Raw genomic sequence first — 17,702 nt, 5'->3', positions numbered from 1 at the left:
GGCGCGGGTTGAGGCGACAGGGCCGGCTCGTTACACCATAAGGCTCGCTGTCCTCCAGTCCGGATAATGTCCCCATGAGCGCTTTGTTTACCCCGATCAAGCTGCGCGGCCTTAACCTCGCCAACCGCATCATGGTGGCGCCGATGTGCCAGTATTCGGCTGTCGACGGCGAGGCCAATGACTGGCACTTCACGCACATCAATTCGCTGGCGCTGTCGGGGGCGAGCGTCTTCTGTATCGAGGCGACGGCGGTGGAGCCGACGGGCCGGATCACGCCGGGCTGCCTCGGCCTCTACAATGACGCCACCGAAGCCGCGCTGAGGCCGATCCTGGCGTCGGTGCGCAAGCGTTCGAAGGCCGCCGTGATGATGCAGCTCGCGCATGCCGGTCGCAAGGCGTCGAGCCACACGCCGTGGGAGGGCGGGCAGTTGATCCCGGTGGCCGAAGGCGGCTGGCAGGCGGAGGGGCCGTCGGCGATCCCGCACAAGGAGAGCGAGCCGCCGCCCGTTGCCTTCGATGCCGCGGGCCTTGCGCGCGTGCGCGACGCGTTCGTGGCGACCACGAAGCGCGCCGAGCGCCTCGGCATCGACGCAATCGAGGTGCACTCGGCGCACGGCTATCTGCTGCACCAGTTCCTGTCGCCGATCGCCAACCGGCGCACCGATCAATATGGCGGCTCGTTGCAGAATCGCATGCGCTTTCCGCTCGAAGTATTCGACGCGGTGCGCGCGGTGTTTCCGCATGACAAGCCGGTGGGATTGCGCGTCTCCTGCTCCGACTGGGTCGAGGGCGGCTGGGATCTGGCGCAGACCATCGAGTTCGCGCAGGAGCTGAAAAAGCACGGCGTCGACTGGATCGACGCGTCCTCGGGCGGCGTGTCGCCGCTGCAAAAAATTCCGCTCGGCCCCGGTTATCAGGTGCTGTTCGCTCAAGCGATCCGCGAGGCGACCGGGCTGACCACGATTGCCGTCGGCCTGATCACGGAAGCCAAGCAGGCCGAGGAGATCGTGGCCTCCGGAAAGGCCGACATGGTCGCGCTCGCCCGCGCCATGCTCTACGACCCGCGCTGGGGCTGGCATGCCGCTGCCGAACTCGGCGGCGAGGTGTTCGCCCCGCCGCAATACTGGCGCTCGCAGCCTTCGACCCAGAAGGCGCTGTTCGGCGCGACGACATTCGGCACGCGGTAGCTTGTCATTCCGGGATGGTGCGCGAGCACCAGACCTCAGGTGCGCACTTGCGCACCGGGGAATCTCGAGATTCTCAGATGCGCAATTGCGCATCATAGTTCGATGCTTCGCATCGCCCCGGAATGACTCCTTTCCTCAACGCGGCGGCTTCGGCACCGCGTCGACGGGACGGACCTGCCAGAATCGGAGCAGGCGGCGGGCGTTTTCGACCGTCAGTTTTGCGTATTGCTCTCTTGCTTTCGCGAGCTCGTGCCGGCCCATCGAGCCGGAGGCGAAGCGGCTTTCGAGCACGGCGGCGACGGTGTCCCAGCTCAAGCCGGCAACGCGGCAGGGGATCAGTACGCCGTCGTCGCGCAGGCTCTGCATCACCGGTCGGATCACCTCGATGCTCGAGCCTGATAGTTCGGCGAGCGCTGCGACCGTCTCGGCGTATTTCCGCTCTCTCGCAAACGCCAAGAGCGCCGGCTCGTTCAGCTTGCCGTGCTTGGCGAGCGCGGCGACGAAGCGGCGCGCCATGGCGAAATCGCGCCTGCGCGACATTTCGCGGTCGGCGCCGTTGGAGGCGGCTGTGATCGCGTTGCGGATTTCCTCGAACAGATGCGGCGGCGCTTGCGACAGCAGCCGCGTGCGCACGGCTTCGGTTGCGTTCTGCAGCAATTGCCGGCGCAGTTCGGCCGGCAGGTCGACGCGGATGCCGGTCTCGACCGCCAGATCTGGATCGCTCGAAGCCTGCTTCAGCACGATTGCAAAACCGCTCGCCGACATTCGCGCGCCGGGATTGGTGACAAGGCGCCGGCTGACGGAAGGATAATGCCGCTTGAGTAGCGCATCGGTGACGATCTCGGTCAGCCACCAGCGCCCGGAGATCGCCAGCAGATGCTGCTCGCCTTTAGTCTGCGCCAGTTCGACCAGATCCTCGGCCGTCAGCCGCGCCGATTCGGTCAGCACCGGACGCGCGATCGAAATCTCGTCGTTATGCGCGAGCCGTCGGACCACGCGAGGCGGCGCCTGCTTTGCGGAAGCGAGCTGCGTGCTCAATTCGGCGAGCGCAATGCGCGCGGCGACGTCGGCCAGCACCCGCAGCTCGATGGTGCGGATCAGCCGTTCCAGCACGTCGCCGAACAGCTCGATCTGCTCGCCGGAATAGCCGTCGGCGGACAGCAGAAACAGGTCAGTGACCTGCCTCAGCGCATCCAGATGTTTTTCCGCCGAGCCGGCCTGGATGGCCGCCTCGACCTCCTCGGTGATCGATCGTTCCAACATCGCTCGTCCTGAGCGTTTCAAGGCGGTTCTGGCAGCAGATAGGTGAGATTAGGCAGCAGAGTTGAACGATTCGTAAACCATTTGGGTTCCGCGGCGGCGAGATTGCGGCCGCAAGGTTGCGGGGGTGCTAGGCCAGTGGCCGCGTGACGCGCAGGATGGGTGGACTATCGGTTCGATTTCCGCTGCCCGCTCCACAAAAGGTGCGTTCCCTCTCCCCTTGCGGGAGAGGGTTAGGGAGAGGGGTGGCGGCATCGGCGGTGCGTGTTGTGACGCACTGGCAATACTGTCGGCAATCTGGCCCGTCTGTGCTCGTGGAGAGAACCCCTCTCCCCAGCCCTCCCCCGCAAGGGGGGAGGGAGCTCACCGCCCGTGTGGTGACGGTGTGCGCATGTACGCGAACTCTCTCCCCGTCATTGCGAGGAGCGATAGCGACGAAGCAATCCATGCATCGGCATATGCGGAGCGATGGATTGCTTCGCTTCGCTCGCAGTGACGCGGAGAGACCGAGCGTCATTCCGCCACGACGTCCTCCGCGCTCGCATGCGCCGGCGGCACCGGCATCGGGAATTTCTCGTAGTGCTTCGGCAGGCTCACCGGCCGGTAGCTCGGCAGGGCGTCCATGCGCTGCAGCGCCGACTCGTGGATAACGGCGCCGTCGGGGATCAGCCGCGGCTCGGCGTCGGGGATGTAATAGCCGAAACGCGTCCGCCGGGCCGGCCATTCCTTGTATGTCGCGCGCTTCGGCAGATATTCGAGTAGCCACCACGCGCCGCGCAGCGACTCGTGCGCTTCGCCGCGCACATCCGGCGCGACATAGGAGAACGGGCTGCCCTTGCGAGGGACTCCCCAGGCGAGCTGGTTGACGGTGGCCTGGTTGACGCGGAGCCCGCATTTGACGGCTTCGTCGATCATCCAGAGCAGCGGATATTTTGAAAGCCCGCTTTCCTTTTCCGGATAGCCGCCGCCGACATCGTCATGCACGCCGGCGAACCACACCTGCAAGATATCCTGCGGCTCGGCGTTGATGTCGTTGAAGCGGTTGTGCCGGAAGGTTTGCGGATCGTCCCACTTTTTCAGGCGGAACATGCGGCGCCGCTCGTCGATTGAGATCGCCTGCCGGAACGTCTGCACGGTCGGATTCGCAGTGGTGAACGCCAGCTCCTCCAGGCTCGGCCAATAGAAGCGATCGGCCCGCGGCACGATCACGCTCGCGACCGTATCCCAGACGCCGACGAAGCGGATCGTTGGCCAGCGGGCCGAGGTGATGCGCGCAAATTGGGCCGCGTTGTCGAACGCCGTCTGCGGCAGCGGCCCTTGCGCGTCGCCGGCATCGCTGAGCAGCTTCGCCTCGGCCCGCAGCTTCGGCGCCTCGTCGGAGGAGAACTGCTTGTAGGCGATCAGGCCGCTTCCAGCGAGATTGACCTGCTCGGGCCTGATCAATCCAATCTTGTGCACCAGCCCGGCCAGCACCCGCACGGTATAGGCGCCGCGGGAAAAGCCGAACAGATAGATCTGGTCGCCTTCGCGATAATGCTGGACCAGGAATCCATAGGCCGCGAGCACGTTGTCATCGAGCCCATAGCCGGTGGCGAGGCCTAAGATGGCGTTGAAATCCTGCTTCAGCTTGTGCCACGGGTCCGGCCGCTCCAGCGTGCCGACGCCGGGATCGTAAAACACCATCTGCCGCGGCTCCGTCTTCTCCGTCTTGCGCAGGCAGCGATAGAGCTTGAGCACGTTGGAGATGTTCTCGGAAATCTCGTTGCCGGTGCCGTCGCAGCAGATGATGATGTTGCGCATGGGGGACTCGCGGGGTAGGGGTGATGCTACCTTGGCGAGTATAGCTGATAATTGAGGAATTTCGCCTGTCACTTGTGGGAAAAAGGCGACCGGGCTCAGGACTGGACGTGAGACAGAAAACCACTAGGCTGGCTGCAACTCCGCGTATCAGGGTTATCAAGGGTGATTGAGAAGCCGACCGCTGAAACCTATCAAAATAACGCCATTGCCGAACTCGGCTTCGAAAACTCCCAACTGGCCGAGCGCGCTTACCAATTCAATATGCGTGCCGCCCATCAATCTGCGCTCTCGAGCCCGGAGCTTGGGCAGATCACTGCCCAACTTAGATCAATGCCCGACAGGTATGCCCCCGGACGCCATCATCTGCTTTTCTATCCCACCATACCGCAGGAACTTTCCCTGCTCATCAAACCTTTTGCGAGCACAGTTGATAAGCTGTACCGGTCCAACATTCTATACAATCGTCAGTATCCCGATCCACCGTCAGACGGTGGAATCGAACCTAGTCAGTTCTACGAAAAAATTGAAGATCTGCTCCGGACACGATTAGTCTGCAAGTATATGGATGGCCCGCGTTTCGTTTGCGAAGATCTGAAGCGATTCTGTGATCAAAATGGCATTCAGAGTAAATTCAGGGAGCTGAGCACCGCCGCTGGTTACTACGCTTGGCACTTCTATGTTCAGGTGTCCGTCGAGTTGATGTTGGATACGCAGGTTGTTCCGAAAATTATTTGGGTCGAAATCCAAATTTCCACTCAACTCGCCGAGGTGTTAACAGCGCTAACCCATGAATTATATGAGGCTCGGCGTTCGTTAGGACCTGGACCTAAGAACAACGACTGGAAGTGGGATGCAAGCTCGCACGATTTCCGTTCGGCGTATCTCGGCCATGGGCTGCACTTGATTGAGGGCGTAATTCAGAATCTTAAGGACGATCTTCTCCAGCAGCCTACGGCCAACCATGACGGAAGCGCACTGCAGCTCACGAAGCCGTTTTCATCACCCAACACACAACCGTCGACCGGCAAAGATTCACCGCGACCTTCATCTGATGGTGGCGAGAAAGTTTAGACAAATATGACGATAAGCTCACCTCAACCGTCGGTGGTCCATCTCGTGACGCTCTTCAGGCAAATCACGTCTGGTGACATTCGCATACCCGCCTTCCAGCGAGAATTTGTGTGGAAGGAGAAGCAAATCATAGAGCTCCTCGAGAGCGTTGCAGAAGGATTTCCGATCGGCAGCCTCTTGTTGTGGGGCGTCGACAAAGAAATGCTGAAGATAGCGCCAAATGACATGACCTCTTTTCCAAATGTCAAGGAGCGCTACCCCACGAACTATATATTGGACGGCATGCAGCGACTGTCGACGCTTTACGGAGTCTTTCACTTCGGAACGTCAACGAGCGATGTTCGCTTTGATGTTTTGTACAATCTTCGGGAGCAAGGTTTTGCTCATCGGGACGATGTTGACCTCTTCTCGGATGGCTCCATACCCCTTTCCGCACTTTTTACACCCCGTCAGCTTCTGGAGCATCAAGCGCGACTCTCGTCGCTCAAAGATGGTGACGTGCTAATTGAAAGGTTGCTCCAGCTGCAAGCTGCGTTCCAAGAATATATGGTCCCTGTGGTGGTGATAAAGAGTAATGACGTTCACCGCATTGTCGGTATCTTTGAAAAGATCAACTCAACAGGAACGCGCCTTGATCCTGTCGACTTCATGCGAGCGATCACCTGGGCCGAAGACTTCGATCTTAATCATTACTTAGACATCGCAACCGCAGCGTTGTCTGAAAAAAGGATCGAGCTGAGCGCAGAGACCATCATAAAGTGCGTCGGTTTGGTTCTCGGAATTCCGCCGACGACAGACGGGCTACTACAACTTCGCAATGAAGAGCCCAAGAGACTAATGGATTCGTTTGCGCGGACCATACAGTGCGGAGAGCGCGTTTCGCACTTTCTGAGCCAGGCCTTCCAAATTTGGTCTTCGACGTTTGTTCCTTACGAGGGGCAGTTGCTTCTTCTTTTTAAGACCATCGGCATGATGGAAGCTAATGAGAAAGATTGGAGTCAAATTGCGCGCTGGTATTGGGCAACTGGCTTCAATGAAAGTCTGCGAGGAAAGCCGGACCATTACGTGGTGCGAGCACTGGAAAATTGGCAGGCTCTGATAAGAGGCGAGATTCGAGGATTAGAGCCTCGGCTTAAGCTAACAGAAATCGAGCTCTTTGAGCGGCGACTCGTAAGCGGCGGAGCACTCTCAGCTACGTTCGCGGCAATGTACGCTGTAAGCGGTGCTCGAAGCCTTGTTGATGGCTCTATGATCGATCCAGCGACTTACATGGTAGGGTCAGACATCAATTTTTTTGAAGCTGTCTTTTCTCGTGCTGAACTAATGTCAGGCGGGTTGGCTAACGCAATCTCTGCTCGAGTCTTTGGCAACGTTGTCCTAGTAGATAGGACAATGCTGAAACAGCACGGGAGCAACGACATGCGCCGCTGGATTTTGGCTGCTGCCGATAAGGGAGAATGGGGCGTGCTCGCTTCTCAATTTATCGATGCCGATGCGGTGCAAGGACTTAAAGAGGGCGATCCTCAGACATTTATCGCGCGGCGCGTTCGGCTAATGCATGAGAGAGCTTTGGCTTTAGTCGGATCAAAATAGATTCTATTAAGCTGCTAGTCCCGGCGTATTCGATCCTCTCTGCCTAGATTGGTCACTGCCGAATACGTGCGTTGACTATTTCGTCGAGCTTTCCACACTTATTCTTTACCCAATCGCAAAATCTCGCATCTAGCGGCCGACGAAGGTTCGGTTTGACTGCGCCGACCCAGTTGGTGAACTCGTCGCGTGGCAGGCAAGTTGCGCCGAGCATGAAATGTCCTTTCTCGAAGACATTCAGCTCTTCAAAGCGAGTCTTGTTCCTGCGAAAGAAATTAACGTCGTTGTTTAGCCCCCTGATGATAAAGCTCTGTCGTTGGCTAAGAGTGTTGACTGAAAGCTTCGTCAGCGTCTTGTGGTCAATTACAAGGCAGCTCCTGACGAACAGCTCTAGCAGCCAAACTTGGATTGTGGGAACAGATCCGGCCGCACCAACCTCCAGCAACTGAAGAACCTTAGCTTTTTGGTCCGCGCTAAGCTCAATGCCTGCCTTGTCGAGAGCGTCCACCAGTAAGACAAACTCTTTTACAAAGGGTAGTAGCTCGTCAAATCGCTCAAGAAGAAGTTCCAGCGCCTCAGCATTTTCAGTAAGGCGAAGGCCCAGAAAAATGAGCCTGATCTTGCCGAAGTCCCAATGGTCCTCGTCTAATTCCTCTTCGAGCATCTCTACCAAATTGAGGGCTCGAATTGCTTCAACTTCCGCCTCATCGGGTTCTTCGTCAAAATACAATGAATGAGTCAGCGATTCGATTGCTGCCTGTCCGGCTTTATCGAAAACGTCATCCTGCTGATCGGATAAAACGTCCTCAAATTCCGCCGCGCTCCATACTTTCGTTTTCTGGTTGTTCAACGAAAGTCCTTCGGTAGTGGCGAGATGCTCAGCCAGGAAAGCAAGAGTCACATATGGCATCTGGTCGGCTTTAAGAAAGATGCGATAATCATCCACAAAACGTGTGAAGACTATCCCCTCGTCTGCAAGTGCACTGTCTGCATCGCTCAGAATGGCCTCCGCAATTATTCTGGAAGCGCTTCCACCGACGGGAATTCCATAGGATTGCTTGCCGCGTATTCTCTTGATAAGTTTTTCTATGAACGACTTGATGCCCTTCCGGTCAGTCGCGACGTCCAAAATATTCTCGATTCGATGGAAATAGATGCGCTGGTAGAAGTCTGCGATATCGGTTGCCACAACGTAGACGAAAGCGTTCTGCTTTATTTGTTCGCGTTGCCATTGTAGCCAGTCTTTGTATGAGCGATGCGTCACAAACAGAGATGCGTCAGCTTTGGTGCTGTCAAATCGATATCCAAACGGGCCGAATTCATCGAGGGGCCGTTTGATATTCTCCACATCTGCCCCTATTTCGATAGCAGCTGCTGTGAAAAGTAACGTCTCTAGCAAGGGCAGTTGATGGACGATTCGAAATCCCCAGCGACTTTTTGGCGCGATCGTTTCGATAGCTTGGGCAGGTTCGAAGGTCTCAAGATCAAGTGCGCTTAGCTCTGCCGCGATTCCCGTCTTCTGTTCGACCAAGAAGGCAGTTTCGATAGGATGCGGGAAGACATCCGTATCTCCAAAAGTAGAGATGTGTTCAATCGCTCTTTCGATCGATCCGGTGGACAGACGAGTCGCCATGCGTGCCTATTGAGAGGAAAGAAAAGATCTCAGTCGAAGGTCGGAATCGCTTTGAAGGGATGTCTACTCAGTTAATAGCATGTCTGAGTTGGGAGCACGACTTGTGCGTGCAAATTTCGTTTGCTAACAGCAATCGAGCGTTCGTTCACTACACTATTGAAGAACGGTGCAAACCAAAAACGGCCGGGTCTTCCGACCCGGCCGCTCCAAACTTCGATCCGCCGATTTAAGCTTCGCTCAGCTCGCCTTCTTCACGAACGCGGGCTTGCCGACCTTCTTCTCGATCGCGCGCTTCAGATCGAGCGCGCGGGGGGAGAGGACGTCGGCCTTGGCCTTCAGGAGGTAGGCGTCGAGGCCGCCATTGTGGTCGACGCTCTTGAGCGCATTGGTCGAGACGCGCAGGCGCACGTTGCGGCCGAGCGCGTCCGAGATGAAGGTGACGTTGGCCAGGTTCGGCAGGAAGCGCCGCTTGGTCTTGATGTTGGAGTGGCTCACCTTGTGGCCCACCTGGGGGCCCTTGGCCGTCAGTTCGCAGCGCCGGGACATCTTGCAAAATCCTCTTCCATCCCCGCCTAAGGCCATGCCGCTTCTCGCGGGCGCCGCGGGGGTCCAAAATCGCGTCCATTTCCAGGAACCGCGGACGTATAGGGGGAGACGGCCACGGGGTCAAGGTTCTTGGGTTGGTAAAGTCAGCCGTAACGGCTGGTTTACCAGGGGTTCCAGCCACTTAAGCCATCATATAAAGGGCGCAATCCGCGCCGACATCATGGGTTTAGCTTGGAAAAGACCTGGGCCTTCCCGCGAGCGGCGGGCGGCGAGGAAAGGTCCTAAAGAAGCGTGGTTTCGCGAAACCCGCGTTGTTTGCCGGATATTTTTGCCTAAATGAACACCCAATCGCGCCGATCCCGGGATTATTCATTCGTGACTGCCAGATGCGCCGTTTCGCGCCAATCTCTTCCCGCCAGGCTCGGCCTCGTCGTTGGCCTGTGCGCCGCCGCGTGGGGCTTACTCGCGCCGCAACAGGCCTCCGCGCAGGGACGGCTGGATGCGCATTATGAGGCGACGCTGGCGGGCATTCCGGTCGGCAAGGGAAGCTGGACCATCGAAATCGGCGACGATGTGTTTTCGGCCTCGGCGCAGGGCGGCACCGCTGGCCTCTTGAAGGCGTTTTCCGGCGGCACCGGTTCCGGCGCCAGCCACGGCCGCATCGTGAACGGCGCGCTGGTCGCGAACGCCTATACCGCGACCACCACCACGCAGAAGAAATCCGAGACTATCCGGATTTCGCTGGCCAATGGCGGCGTGAAGGAATTTTCGATCGACCCGGCGCCGCCGGTCGATCCCGGCCGCATTCCCGTCACCGACGCGCACCGTAAAAGCGTGCTCGATCCCATGACGGGCTCACTGCTGCGCGTCCCCGGCAATGGCGAAGTGCTGGCGCCGGATTCCTGCCGCACCGGAGCCGGGATTTTCGACGGACGCATGCGCTACGATCTCAAGCTCGATTACAAGCGCATGGAAACGGTCAAAGCCGAAAAGGGCTATCACGGGCCGGCGCTGGTCTGCGCGATCTATTTCAACCCCGTCGCGGGCTACATCCCCGATCGCCCCGTGATCAAATATCTCGCGAGCGAACGGCGGATCGAGATCACCTTTGTGCCGATTGCGGGGACGCGCGTCCTGGTTCCGTTCCGCATGACGATCCCGACGCCGTTTGGGCTGGCGATGCTGGAAGCGACGTCGTTCGTGACATCAGCCATGCCGCCACGGGTAGCGAAGACGAATTGAGCCTGAAGAGTCACCTCGCCCCGCTCTTTGCGGGGAGAGGTCGGATTGCGTAGCAATCCGGGTGAGGGGCTGTCTCCACAGCGGGACTCGCGGAGACAGCCCCTCACCCTGACCCTCTCCCCGCAAGAGCGGGGCGAGGGGGAGGAGACTCCGGCGCACGTTGCGATGATTAAGTGAGGGACGACAACTCTATCGCTCCCTCCCCCCTTGCGGGGGAGGGCTGGGGAGAGGGGTAAGCCACACAACGAGCTCTGCCCGTGAAACCCCTCTCCCTAACCCTCCCCGCAAGGGGGGGAGGGAACATAGCTTTATTCGTGGTGGCACCAGTGCAAGTAAAGCGACATGAGTAGCAGCATGAATCATGTTGACTCTTCTGCTCTTCTGATTCGACTCCGCGGCCTCGATGTTCTTAAGAAATTAGTCCCGAAACCGTCGCTTGTGGAGCCGCTTTAAACTTGATCTAGTGTCGCCCCGAGCGCTTCAGCGCGAGATGTTGCGGTGAACGTATCGGGTCTCGGGAGGAGTCAGCGATTCGGACGCGATTCGTTCCAGACTCGTTCCAGAGCTTAAGCCGCGACCGCATCACCGTCGCAAAGTGAAACAGAATCGGCGCAATTGACGCCAAGCAAGCAGAAAGGTTTCGCTCCTAGCGAAGATGGGTACCCTCATGGTGAGGAGGCGCGATAGCGCCGTCTCGAACCATGTGGCCCCAGTGGTGCCATTCATCCTTCGAGACGGCGCTATCGCGCCTCCTCAGGATGAGGTCTGGCACCCACGATGTGAGCGCCGGCACCAAAAAGAAACACCTGCACAGAATGGCTTTCTCTCCTTCCAAGTTCGCATCCGAACGCGCGCCCGGCGCGGGCGTTACCGCCGTGCTCGGGCCGACCAATACCGGCAAGACGCATCTGGCCATCGAGCGGATGCTGGGGCATTCGTCGGGCGTGATCGGCCTGCCGCTGCGCCTGCTTGCGCGCGAGGTCTACAACAAGATCGCGGCTCGCGCTGGGACTGAGGCGGTCGCGCTCGTCACCGGTGAAGAGAAGATCAAGCCGAAGAACCCGCGCTACTGGGTCTCGACCGTCGAAGCCATGCCGCGCGATCTCGACGTGTCATTTCTCGCCGTCGACGAAGTCCAGATCGCGGCCGATCTCGAGCGCGGGCATGTCTTCACCGACCGCATCCTGCACCGTCGCGGCCGCGACGAGACGCTGCTGCTCGGCGCTGCGACGATGCGCCCGATCATCGAGCGGCTGCTGCCGGGCGCTTCCATCGTCACGCGTCCGAGGCTCTCGCAGCTCGAATTCGCCGGCGACCGCAAGATCACGCGCCAGCCGCGCCGCACCGCGATCGTCGCGTTCTCGGCCGATGAAGTCTACGCGATCGCCGAATTGATCCGCCGCCAGCATGGCGGCGCGGCCGTCGTGCTTGGCTCGCTCTCGCCACGTACACGAAACGCGCAAGTCGCGATGTTCCAGAACGGTGACGTCGATTATCTCGTCGCCACCGACGCCGTCGGCATGGGGCTGAACCTCGACGTCGATCACGTCGCCTTTGCCTCCGACCGTAAGTATGACGGCTATCAGTTCCGCCGGCTCAATCCGGCCGAGTTCGCGCAGATCGCGGGCCGCGCCGGGCGCGCGACGCGAAACGGCACCTTCGGCACCACGGGGCGCTGTGCACCGTTCGAACCGGAACTGGTGAATGCGCTGCAGAACCACACCTTCGATAGCGTCAAAATGCTGCAATGGCGGAATTCGAGGCTGGACTTCTCCTCGCTCGGCGCGCTGCAGGTGTCGCTGGCGCTGCCGCCCGGGCATGACGCCCTGACCCGCGCGCCGATTGCCGAAGATCTGCGCGTGCTCGATCATGCGGCGCGCGATGGCGAGGTGAGGGACATGGCCCACGGCGCAGTAGCCGTGGAACGGCTGTGGGACGCCTGCCAGATCCCGGATTACCGCAAGATCGCGCCCGCTGCCCACGCCGAGCTCGTGACCACGCTTTATGCATTCCTGATGAAGAAAGGTCGGATACCCGACGCATGGTTCGCCGCTCAGGTCGACCAGGCCGACCGCGTTACCGGCGATATCGACACGCTGTCGGGCCGGATCGCGCAAATCCGCACCTGGACCTTCGTCGCCAACCGGCCGGACTGGCTGTCCGACCCCGACCACTGGCAGGGGATCACCCGTGAGGTGGAAAATAAATTATCCGATGCGCTGCATGAACGCCTTACGGAGCGTTTCGTTGACCGGCGGACCAGTGTATTGATGCGCCGCCTGCGGGAGAACTCAGTTTTGAATACGGAAATTGGCAAGACCGGCGAAGTGATTGTGGAAGGCCACGCGATCGGCCGGCTCGATGGATTCACCTTTGCACCCGATGCGGCGGAAGCCGGCTCGGATGCCAAGGCGCTGCAGGCGGCCGCCCAGCAGGTGCTGGCGAGCGAGATCAACGCGCGCGCGGAAAAGCTCTCGGCTGCGCCCGATGATCAGTTCGTGCTGACCTCCGACGGCACTATCCGCTGGACCGGCGATGCGGTCGCAAAACTCGTCGCAGCAGACGATGCGCTGCATCCGCGCATCCGCATCATTTCCGACGAGCGGCTCTCCGGCGCACCGCGCGAGGCCGTGCAAACGCGGCTCGATCTGTGGCTGAAGACGCATATCGAAAAGCTGTTGGGGCCGCTGTTCGGCTTGTCGAAGGCCGAGGACATCACGGGGATTGCGCGCGGTATCGCATTCCAGCTCGTCGAAGCGCTCGGCGTGCTGGAGCGGAGCAAGATCGCGAGCGAGATGAAGGATCTCGATCAGGCCTCGCGCGCGACGCTGCGAAAGTACGGCGTGCGGTTCGGCGCCTATCACATCTATTTTCCGGCGCTCCTGAAGCCCGCGGCGCGCGCGCTTGCCTCGCTGTTGTGGGCCGAGAAACAGGACAATGTCGATATGTCGGCGCTGTCAGGCGCGCAGCATCTGGCGAGCTCGGGGCGCACCTCGTTCCCGGTCGACAAGCAGCTCGCCCGCGATGCCTATCGCGTGCTCGGCTACCGCCAGTGCGGCGAGCGTGCGGTGCGCGTCGACATCCTGGAACGCCTCGCCGATCTCATTCGTCCCGCTTTGGCGTGGCGCGAAACGTCGCCCGGTGAGAAGCCAGCCGGCGCGTTCGACGGCCGCGGCTTTGTGGTGACGCAGGCGATGACCTCGCTCACGGGATCGGCCGGCGAAGATTTTGCCTCGATCCTGCGCGCGCTCGGCTACCGCATGGACCGCCGCCCGCCGTTGCCGCCGAAGCCAGCGCCCGAGGCCGTCGTCGAGACGGTCTCCGCCGAAACGCCGCCGGTCGAGGCGAGCGCCGAGACGACCGCTAATGCGCCGGCGGAAGAAGTCGCGGCCGAAGTGCCTGTCAGCGACGCGCCCGCGCCGTCGTCGGCGTCGCTGCTGCCGGATGTGACCCCGGTGGCCGCCGAACAACCCGCTGCTGCGGAGGAAGCTGCGCCCGCCGAGACGACACCGGCGGAAGCCGCGATCGCGGATGCGCCCCCGGAACAGGAGACGCCAGAAGCAGTCAGCGCCGCGGAAGCTGCGGCCGAGCCCGAAACCGCGAGCGAGGCGCCTGCCGAAGCCGAAGCGCCTGCAGAAGCAGCTCCCGTCGAAACTCCGGTGGCCGAAGCCAAGCCCGAGACACCGGCAGAGCCTGCACTCGTCGAAGTCTGGCGGCCCGGCGGCCGTTCCGACGAGCGCCGTCCGCATCACGACCGCAGCCGCCAGCGCCATCGCGCGGGCGAAGGTGCGCAGGCCGCTGCCGGAGAAGGCGAGGGCGCGCAGCGCGAGCAGCGCCATCGCCGCGGCCGTCGCCACGAGTTCAGAAAGCCGCGCGAGGGCGCACCGGCCGATGCTACGGCAGCGCCGGCGGCAGAGGGCGCGCCCGCGGCAGAAGCGCGTCAGGACCGTCCGCCGCGCGAGCGTTTCGAGGGCAAGGGCCGCGACCGCGAGGAGCGTCGCGACAAGTTCGATCGCAACAAGGGTGAGCGCAAGGGTGGCCGCGACAAGGGCGAGCGCGGCGGTCGTGATTTCGGCGGACGCGACAAGGGCGGCCGCGACAAGCGCGACTCTGGTCCTTCGCACCGTCAATGGGCGACGAGCGCGAGCCCACGCGAGCGCGACCGGCCGATCGATCCGAATTCACCGTTCGCAAAACTGGCGGCGCTGAAGGAGCAACTCGCCGGCCGCAAGGAATAGCCAAAGCGTTTTCAAGCGAAGCGGGTACGCGGTCCAAGAAAACGCGTGAAGAATAAACTACGAGAGATTAGTTGGAGCGGCAGCGTCTCGACAAATGGCTGTGGCATGCGCGGGTGGTGAGGGCCCGCACCTCGGCTGCCGCCCTCGTCGAGGCCGGTCACGTCCGTATCAACGGCGTGCGTGAAATGGCACCGGGACATTCGGTGAAGGTCGGCGACGTCTTGACGATCGGGCTCGACCGCACCGTGCGCATCCTGAAAGTGGTGGGATTTTCCGAGCGGCGCGGCGACGCTGCGGCGGCCCGCGTGCTCTACGATGATTTGCAGAACGACAAACAATAACTATCTGGAAAGGGCACGCAGGGACGCCTGAAAAACGGCCGCTAAGGGCCCGCCGCTTCCCTTGCGGCAGCGCACCGCATGCGCTACGCAAACCCCGGAAAACTGATCCGTTTCGGAGCGTTGGATGACTTACGTCGTCACTGAAGCCTGCATCAAGTGCAAATATACCGACTGCGTTGAGGTTTGCCCCGTCGACTGCTTCTACGAGGGCGAGAACATGCTGGTCATCCATCCCGACGAATGCATCGACTGTGGCGTTTGCGAACCCGAATGTCCTGCGGACGCCATCAAGCCCGACACCGAGCCGGGCCTCGAGAAGTGGCTCGAGGTCAACACCGAGTATGCCAAGAGCTGGCCCAACATCACCCAGAAGAAGGACGCCCCGGCGGACGCGAAAGAATTCGAAGGTGTCGAGGGCAAGTTCGAGAAATATTTTTCCAAGGAACCCGGTAGCGGCGATTAAGCCTGTGGATAAGTTGCGGGCTCGTCGAGCCTGATTTTAGCCCTCATCTGAACCGAACGCGGTGAGCGGATTTAACCCTATTAGCGGTCTTATGACGGAAACCGCCCCGTAAGGGCCCGGAACCCGGCGTAAATCATTGATTTTTGCGGAAAATGTGCTATATTGGGCACATTCTAAGCCGATCCCGGCCATGCGTATCCTGTGGCCCCGGTGGGTTTTCGTAAAACATCGAACAGGGGCGTGGCAGTTCCGCGCGCAGGCTGTGTCACAGAAAACGCGTAAAAAGAGTGCTTCCAAGACGACGAAAAAAGCCGCTCCGGCCAGCCGCAGCGCAACCAAAGGCCGTGCCAAGGCGCCCATGAAGGACGCCAAGAAGGTTTCGGCCACAAAGTCCTCAAAGAACAAAAGAAGCGCAATGCCAGAAAAGACTGCCAAGACCGCCGCGAAAGCGACGGGTTCGAAGACCACTGCGTCGAAAGTTGCTGCCAAGCATCCCGTCAAGACCCCTGTGAAGGCTGCTCCCCCGAAAGCCGCCGCGCCGAAGGCTGCTGCCAAGCCGGTCGCCGCCGCGCCGCGCGTCGAGGAGCCGAAGAAGGTCGTGACCCAGCGTCAGGGCTTCAAGGCCAATGAATTCGTGGTCTATCCGGCTCACGGCGTCGGCCAGATCCTGGCCATCGAGGAGCAGGAGATCGCGGGCGCCAAGCTCGAGCTGTTCGTGATCAATTTCATGAAGGACAAGATGACGCTCCGCGTGCCGACCGCCAAGGTCGCCAATGTCGGCATGCGCAAGCTGTCCGAGCCGGCGCTGGTCAAGAAGGCCCTCGAAACCCTGAAAGGCCGTGCGCGCGTCAAACGCACGATGTGGTCGCGCCGGGCGCAGGAATACGAAGCGAAGATCAATTCGGGCGACATCGTCGCGATCGCCGAAGTGGTCCGCGACCTCTATCGCTCGGAATCGCAGCCCGAGCAGTCCTACTCTGAACGCCAGCTCTATGAAGCGGCGCTCGATCGGCTGTCACGCGAAATCGCGGTCGTGCAGCATTCGACCGAGACCGAAGCGGTCAAGGAAATCGAAAGCCAGCTCGCCAAGAGCCCGCGCCGCGGCGCCAAGGCCGAAGCCACCGAAGCTGATGCCGAAGCAGACGAGGCGGATGTCGACGCCGACGGCGACGACGCTGCCGTGGCGGATGAAGCTGCCTGAAAGAATCCCGAGGATTGAACGAAAAGCCCGGTCGAGAGACCGGGCTTTTTGTTTGGGTGTAAGCAAATTCCTTCAGCAGGTCCTTCTTCCCTTCTCCCCTTGTGGGAGAAGGTGGCGCGAAGCGCCGGATGAGGGGTTCTCTTCGCGGAGACAGACCCCTCATCCGTCTCGCCGCCGCTGCGCGGCAGCGATCCATCTTCCACAAGGGGAGAAGGGAAGAACGGCGATTTTGGACAGCATTTGCAGTCACTTACGCGGAAAGTGGCCCAATTTTCGACTTTTTGTGACCAGAATCGGAAGCGAACCTCCCGCCCGCATCCAGATCAACCGCAAGGGGGATTCGATGAAAGGGCAGGTTCAGTCAGTCTTTCTCGCCATTGTCATGGCCGCTTTTTTGGCCGCGCTGCTTCCGATCAGCGCGCCGGCCGCGCAGGTGAGGGAATGCAGTGCCGCGGTGCCGTCCAATCAGCAGGGGCATTGGTCCTGGCGCCTGATCGACGGGCGCAAATGCTGGTACGCCGGCAAGACCGTGATTTCGAAATCGTTATTGCGGTGGCCTGCCGCGGCACCGGCAGCCGCGCAGGCGAAGGCCGAGGCCGAGGCGGTAAGCATCGTCACAGAAAAGCGCAGCGAGCCCATGGATGCGCAGGCGCGGATGCTTGACGATGACAATAGTTTTGAGCAGCGGTGGCGTTCGCGTGTAACTATCGAGTAGAATTAGATCGCACAAATTCCTGGTAGCACGCAGCGCTCTCCGCGTCATTGCGAGGAGCGCAAGCGACGAAGCAATCCACCTATCTCCGCGTTGGCGCGGATTGCTTCGCGGAGCCTGTCATCGGGCGCGCATTCGTGCGACCAGATGGCTCGCAATGACGGCTGAGGCGTCCTGACTAGTCCACCACGATCTTCACGCGATCGCGCGGCTCGACTTGGGCGTGCTGGTCGAGGCCGTTGCGGAAGCGCTCGGTGGGGGCGGTCGACGCCGGTGGAAGCGGACATCCGCAGCGCCCCTTTATACAATCTGCACCGCACCGGCTCGACCGATTACCTCAATTGAGTCATCTCGCTCTTTGCCATCGCAACATGTCGGCGCTGACCGACATAGGTCCACTCGCGCCAATCGTACAAAC

General features: G+C 60.7%; 13 protein-coding genes. 9 read left to right on the top strand and 4 right to left on the bottom strand.

What is annotated here, in order from left to right:
* Positions 1–74 precede the first annotated feature (74 nt).
* The gene (locus YUO_RS0112955) at positions 75–1,187 is read left to right on the top strand and encodes an NADH:flavin oxidoreductase/NADH oxidase (RefSeq protein WP_028347644.1); all 1,113 of its coding nucleotides are present in this window, start codon (positions 75–77) and stop codon (positions 1,185–1,187) included.
* 135 nt (positions 1,188–1,322) lie between these two features.
* Here the strand turns inward: YUO_RS0112955 and YUO_RS0112950 are convergent, their stop codons facing one another.
* The gene (locus tag YUO_RS0112950) at positions 1,323–2,450 is read right to left on the bottom strand and encodes a DUF2336 domain-containing protein (protein WP_028347643.1); all 1,128 of its coding nucleotides are present in this window, start codon (positions 2,448–2,450) and stop codon (positions 1,323–1,325) included.
* Positions 2,451–2,960: 510 nt separating this feature from the next.
* Positions 2,961–4,247: a T6SS phospholipase effector Tle1-like catalytic domain-containing protein gene (locus YUO_RS40610; RefSeq protein ID WP_051379415.1), complete on the bottom strand. Its 1,287-nt coding sequence runs from the start codon at positions 4,245–4,247 to the stop codon at positions 2,961–2,963.
* 162 nt (positions 4,248–4,409) lie between these two features.
* Here YUO_RS40610 and YUO_RS0112940 point away from each other — a divergent pair, with 162 nt between their 5' ends.
* Entirely contained in the window at positions 4,410–5,318 is a 909-nt protein-coding gene (locus YUO_RS0112940) for a hypothetical protein (RefSeq protein WP_028347642.1), read from the top strand.
* A 45-nt stretch (positions 5,319–5,363) separates the two neighbouring features.
* Entirely contained in the window at positions 5,364–6,911 is a 1,548-nt protein-coding gene (locus tag YUO_RS0112935) for a DUF262 domain-containing protein (protein WP_198028028.1), read from the top strand.
* Between the two features lie 52 nt (positions 6,912–6,963).
* Here YUO_RS0112935 and YUO_RS0112930 read toward each other — a convergent pair whose 3' ends face one another.
* Positions 6,964–8,541 carry an RNA-directed DNA polymerase gene (locus tag YUO_RS0112930; protein ID WP_028347640.1) on the bottom strand — a complete coding sequence of 526 codons (1,578 nt, stop codon included), beginning with the start codon at positions 8,539–8,541 and terminating at the stop codon, positions 6,964–6,966.
* Positions 8,542–8,778: 237 nt separating this feature from the next.
* Positions 8,779–9,087, bottom strand: coding sequence for a 50S ribosomal protein L28 (gene rpmB / locus YUO_RS0112925; protein ID WP_028347639.1), 309 nt, complete (start codon positions 9,085–9,087; stop codon positions 8,779–8,781).
* 336 nt (positions 9,088–9,423) lie between these two features.
* On the opposite strand from rpmB, the gene YUO_RS0112920 reads away from it, so the two are divergent.
* The 6 genes from YUO_RS0112920 to YUO_RS44735 all read left to right on the top strand — a co-directional run bounded on the left by YUO_RS0112920 (position 9,424) and on the right by YUO_RS44735 (position 17,287).
* The gene (locus YUO_RS0112920; RefSeq protein ID WP_035726704.1) at positions 9,424–10,329 is read left to right on the top strand and encodes a DUF3108 domain-containing protein; all 906 of its coding nucleotides are present in this window, start codon (positions 9,424–9,426) and stop codon (positions 10,327–10,329) included.
* Positions 10,330–11,144: 815 nt separating this feature from the next.
* Positions 11,145–14,567, top strand: coding sequence for a helicase-related protein (locus YUO_RS0112915; RefSeq protein ID WP_028347637.1), 3,423 nt, complete (start codon positions 11,145–11,147; stop codon positions 14,565–14,567).
* Positions 14,568–14,638: 71 nt separating this feature from the next.
* Positions 14,639–14,908, top strand: coding sequence for an RNA-binding S4 domain-containing protein (locus tag YUO_RS0112910; RefSeq protein WP_028347636.1), 270 nt, complete (start codon positions 14,639–14,641; stop codon positions 14,906–14,908).
* 124 nt (positions 14,909–15,032) lie between these two features.
* Positions 15,033–15,371 carry a ferredoxin FdxA gene (gene fdxA, locus YUO_RS0112905; protein ID WP_028347635.1) on the top strand — a complete coding sequence of 113 codons (339 nt, stop codon included), beginning with the start codon at positions 15,033–15,035 and terminating at the stop codon, positions 15,369–15,371.
* 415 nt (positions 15,372–15,786) lie between these two features.
* The gene (locus YUO_RS44740) at positions 15,787–16,572 is read left to right on the top strand and encodes a CarD family transcriptional regulator (protein ID WP_156908614.1); all 786 of its coding nucleotides are present in this window, start codon (positions 15,787–15,789) and stop codon (positions 16,570–16,572) included.
* 343 nt (positions 16,573–16,915) lie between these two features.
* Positions 16,916–17,287 carry a hypothetical protein gene (locus YUO_RS44735; RefSeq protein WP_156908613.1) on the top strand — a complete coding sequence of 124 codons (372 nt, stop codon included), beginning with the start codon at positions 16,916–16,918 and terminating at the stop codon, positions 17,285–17,287.
* Positions 17,288–17,702: the final 415 nt, after the last annotated feature.

This window comes from Bradyrhizobium murdochi (assembly GCF_000472965.1).
GTDB lineage: Bacteria > Pseudomonadota > Alphaproteobacteria > Rhizobiales > Xanthobacteraceae > Bradyrhizobium > Bradyrhizobium murdochi.
This window is presented reverse-complemented; position numbering and strand designations above follow the sequence as displayed.

Excerpts from the sequence above, each read along its gene's own strand:
- fdxA (WP_028347635.1), top strand. The coding sequence starts at position 15,033 with ATGACTTACGTCGTCACTGAAGCCTGCATCAAGTGCAAATATACCGAC.
- YUO_RS44735 (WP_156908613.1), top strand. The coding sequence starts at position 16,916 with ATGAAAGGGCAGGTTCAGTCAGTCTTTCTCGCCATTGTCATGGCCGCT.
- YUO_RS0112915 (WP_028347637.1), top strand. The coding sequence starts at position 11,145 with ATGGCTTTCTCTCCTTCCAAGTTCGCATCCGAACGCGCGCCCGGCGCG.
- YUO_RS0112955 (WP_028347644.1), top strand. The coding sequence starts at position 75 with ATGAGCGCTTTGTTTACCCCGATCAAGCTGCGCGGCCTTAACCTCGCC.
- YUO_RS44740 (WP_156908614.1), top strand. The coding sequence starts at position 15,787 with ATGCCAGAAAAGACTGCCAAGACCGCCGCGAAAGCGACGGGTTCGAAG.
- YUO_RS0112950 (WP_028347643.1), bottom strand. The coding sequence starts at position 2,450 with ATGTTGGAACGATCGATCACCGAGGAGGTCGAGGCGGCCATCCAGGCC.
- YUO_RS40610 (WP_051379415.1), bottom strand. The coding sequence starts at position 4,247 with ATGCGCAACATCATCATCTGCTGCGACGGCACCGGCAACGAGATTTCC.
- YUO_RS0112920 (WP_035726704.1), top strand. The coding sequence starts at position 9,424 with ATGAACACCCAATCGCGCCGATCCCGGGATTATTCATTCGTGACTGCC.
- rpmB (WP_028347639.1), bottom strand. The coding sequence starts at position 9,087 with ATGTCCCGGCGCTGCGAACTGACGGCCAAGGGCCCCCAGGTGGGCCAC.
- YUO_RS0112930 (WP_028347640.1), bottom strand. The coding sequence starts at position 8,541 with ATGGCGACTCGTCTGTCCACCGGATCGATCGAAAGAGCGATTGAACAC.